Source organism: Acinetobacter sp. YH16032 (genome assembly GCF_013417345.1).
Taxonomy (GTDB): Bacteria; Pseudomonadota; Gammaproteobacteria; order Pseudomonadales; family Moraxellaceae; genus Acinetobacter.
In genome coordinates, this window is record NZ_VPEE01000088.1 from 1 (window position 1) to 3,526 (window position 3,526).

At 39.4% G+C, this 3,526-nt stretch carries 3 protein-coding genes and 1 pseudogene; all 4 read right to left on the bottom strand.

Going from position 1 to position 3,526, the window contains the following annotated elements; genetic code table 11:
• Positions 1–115: 115 nt before the first annotated feature.
• Positions 116–592: pseudogene (locus tag FTV32_RS16170) on the bottom strand (GMP synthase (glutamine-hydrolyzing)); the annotation flags it as partial.
• A gap of 56 nt (positions 593–648) precedes the next feature.
• The gene (estT, locus tag FTV32_RS16175; protein ID WP_077782102.1) at positions 649–1,509 is read right to left on the bottom strand and encodes a macrolide hydrolase EstT; all 861 of its coding nucleotides are present in this window, start codon (positions 1,507–1,509) and stop codon (positions 649–651) included.
• Between the two features lie 17 nt (positions 1,510–1,526).
• Positions 1,527–2,663, bottom strand: coding sequence for a tetracycline-inactivating monooxygenase Tet(X) (gene tet(X), locus FTV32_RS16180; protein WP_044502094.1), 1,137 nt, complete (start codon positions 2,661–2,663; stop codon positions 1,527–1,529).
• Positions 2,664–2,686: 23 nt separating this feature from the next.
• Complete coding sequence (locus FTV32_RS16185; protein ID WP_044502095.1) at positions 2,687–3,064, bottom strand: hypothetical protein; 378 nt, start codon at positions 3,062–3,064, stop codon at positions 2,687–2,689.
• Positions 3,065–3,526 lie beyond the last annotated feature (462 nt).

Below are 3,526 nucleotides of genomic sequence, written 5' to 3' on the forward strand. Positions count from 1 at the left end.
GCATGTTCCGCGTCCTTGCAATACTGTGTTTACATACAGTCTATCGCTTAGCGGAAAGTTCTTTTACCCTCAGCCGAAATGCCTGCCGTTGCTAGACATTGCCAGCCAGTGCCCGTCACTCCCACTCAATAGTTGCCGGCGGCTTTGAGGAAACATCGTAGGTTACCCGCGAAATACCGGGAATCTCATTAATGATGCGGCTAGAAACCGTTTCTAAAAACTCATACGGCAAGTGTGCCCAGCGCGCTGTCATAAAATCGATAGTTTCTACTGCGCGCAATGCCACCACATACTCATAGCGGCGGGCATCGCCCACTACGCCAACCGACTTCACTGGCAAGAATACAGCGAAGGCTTGGCTGGTTTTGTGATACAGGTCAGCGGCATACAGCTCTTCGATAAAGATGGCATCAGCCAAGCGCAACCTGTCGGCATATTCTTTTTTTACTTCGCCAAGAATACGCACACCCAAGCCAGGGCCAGGGAAGGGATGACGGTAAACCATGTCGTAGGGCAGACCTAACTCCATACCGATCTTGCGCACCTCATCTTTAAACAGCTCGCGCAGCGGCTCCACCAGCTTGAGCGTCATAACACATTGATATTAGCTTCAATCTCTAAACCGTTGATTTGGAAATACATAATACCCTATTTGTTCATTCTTTTGTTATTTGTTGTATGTTGCGTTATTCCATCAATAATTTTATTCCAATCTTCGAAATGTAGTTCGTGTCCGGTTCCATCAAGCGTTATTAGTTTTGAGCCGTTTATCTTTTCAAGTAAAACTGCTGAATTCTTAAAATGCCATATTTTATCGTCCGTTCCGTGTACAATTAAGGTTGGTTGATTGATTTCGCTCAATCTGTTCCAGTATTCTTCACCACCTTGCAGTGCCGCATGATTGAACATACTTATATAGTTATTAGCTCTTTTAAATTCGGCTCTAATCAGTTTTTCACTTCTTTGTTTGTCAAATTGTTTCCTGCCGCTCATCAATTCAGCACCTTGAATTAAATAATTTGCCACACTGTCTTCATTTGTCCAATCTACGGTTTCAGCTTTTCCGTGAAAATCTAAAATACGCGTATCCATTTCAGGAATTGTGGGGTCTGAGTCGCCCCAAGGACCTGATGAGATTAGTGTTATTGAACTTACCCTGTCGGCATATTTTATTGATGCTATTTGAGAAATCAGTCCGCCCAGTGAAATTCCCACAAAATTGGCTTTGACTATTTTATAGCCGTCCAAAATTGAAATAGCATCATGGGTTAAGTCAACAATATCATAGGGGGTTGAACCCGGTTCGTAATTAGTAGATTTTCCTACGTCCCTATTGTCGTAGCGAATAACAAAAAATCCCTTTTCAGATAGTTTCTGGCAAAATTCAGCATCCCAATACAACATGGATACCGTTGCTCCCGCAATCAAGAGTATTGCCGGATCTTTTTCACATCCAAAACTTTCGGTAAAAAGTCTTATTCCGTTTTTTTTAACTATTTTCTCTTTCATTTCCTCGCCTTTCTGTTTTATAGATTCATTAGTTTTTGGAAAGAAAAGTCGAGGCTGAACATTTCCGTTTCGTTTATTATTGATTCTGCCTGTGCTTCTCTTCCATAAGCAAACATTTGCTGTTCATAATTTTCAATAGCCTCTTCAATGCTGTTAAATTTCCCATTGGTCAGATTATCCGACAATATCAAGGCATCCATCAACCCACTGTTTACGCCTTGTCCTGCAAAAGGAGGCATCAAATGAGCAGCATCTCCAATCATCGTTATGGGTAATGGACGCTTACTTTTCCAAGACTTATCTAAGGGAAATATTCGTGTCGCTAACCCTACAAAAGATGATGTCAAACGAATCAGTTCTTTGTAGCGTTCGTCCCAATCGGAAAATTTTTTCAGGAGAAAATCAACGACACTATTTCTGTCTTGAAAATCTACCCGCGTTTTGCTTTTCCATTCATCAGGTGTTTTAAAACTTATTCCAAAATGCAATGCACCATTATTATTAGGATTCGCAAATAATAAATTACCTTGATGAGCAGCCATTAGCCGGTTTCCATTGCAAAGCTGAAAAAATCCAGGACAGTTCACCTCCGGTTGATGAATATCGGCTTGTATATTGAAAGTACCTGTTTCTTCAACTTCCGTGTCGGTAACAAATTTTCTTACTTTAGACATTCCACCATTGGCAATAATAACCAGATCTGCTGTTTCACTCGATTTATCCTCAAAAGTTAGTATCCACTTCTCCTTATCAGGTTCAAGGGTAACAAGTTTTCTATCCCAAATGACGGTATCATTTTGTAAACTATTTAATAGGATAGTCCTTAAGTCATTTCTGTTTATTTCAGGATTGTCAAAACGATTTTCGGGTCTTACATTTTTTGTGGTTAAAATATTGCCCTTTTCATCAACAATATTTACACCCATTGGTAAAGCTAAGTCATAATAAGTTTGTAACAATCCCGCTCTTTTCATTGCTTCCTGTCCCGAATCCCTGTGCAGATCAAGTGTCCCACCAAAAATCCTTGCATCTTGGTCTTTGTCTCTCTCGTAAACTGTAATGTCCACGCCGTTTTGCTGTAACAATCTCGCCATTGTTAATCCAACAGGCCCGGCACCAATTATTGTAATTTTTTTATGTTTTAGTAAAGTCATATTCTTGTTCGCTGGTTTTAATGTCAACTAATGTCTGTCAATTTAATCACTTTGTTTTTTTTAAATTCAAACACGGATTTTCCTGATAACTTTAGCTTTTGCCCTTTTTTTAAGCCGTTCGGAAAGTCAATTGCTAAAATTGCTGTATAATCAATTTCTATTTCAGTGCTGTTGTCAAAATGCCTAAACGATTTAACTGTCTGTGTTCTCTTTGCAAAGTATGTTTTTGCTGTTTCTGCCTGTTGTTTAAACGCTGTTAACCCTTTCAGCGATAAACTTATATCATTATTTTGAATGTTTTCAAAAACAATATTATCGTCAAGGTCTGCAACCATTTTTTTGATATCAAATTGGTTGTATCCATCGATGTAGTTATTGATGATGTTTACTCTGTCGGTCATATTTTGTAATTATTTATCGGTTACATATTGGTGTTGTCTGTAGGTTGTTCTACGATAATTGCCAACTTTTAACTTCTATACGAAGGAACATGTTGGGATACTTGAACTTTCGATTTAGCGCCAACACGAGCAAACCGAAGTTAGCACCTACTCTCTATTCAGCATATTTTTTAAAAATACTTGTGGCAATGTGTCCGCCAAAACCAAAAGTATTACTCATTGCGTAATTCACTTGCCGTTGTTGTGATTGGTGTAACGTCAAGTTAAATATATCCCTATATTCAGGTTCAATATCTACCGAATTGATTGTTGGCGGAACAATGTTATTCTGAACAACGTATAGGAAGAATAAACGCCCTTTTCACCCAAGTCCAACAGCTTTGGACCGCAGTTGACTCTTTCGACACCCCTGCGATGCAACCCAATCCGGCTGACGGGGAGCCAGCAACGCTGAAAATTTAC

Coding starts and splice junctions, on each gene's coding strand:
- estT (WP_077782102.1), bottom strand. CDS start 1,509: ATGAAAGAGAAAATAGTTAAAAAAAACGGAATAAGACTTTTTACCGAA.
- FTV32_RS16185 (WP_044502095.1), bottom strand. CDS start 3,064: ATGACCGACAGAGTAAACATCATCAATAACTACATCGATGGATACAAC.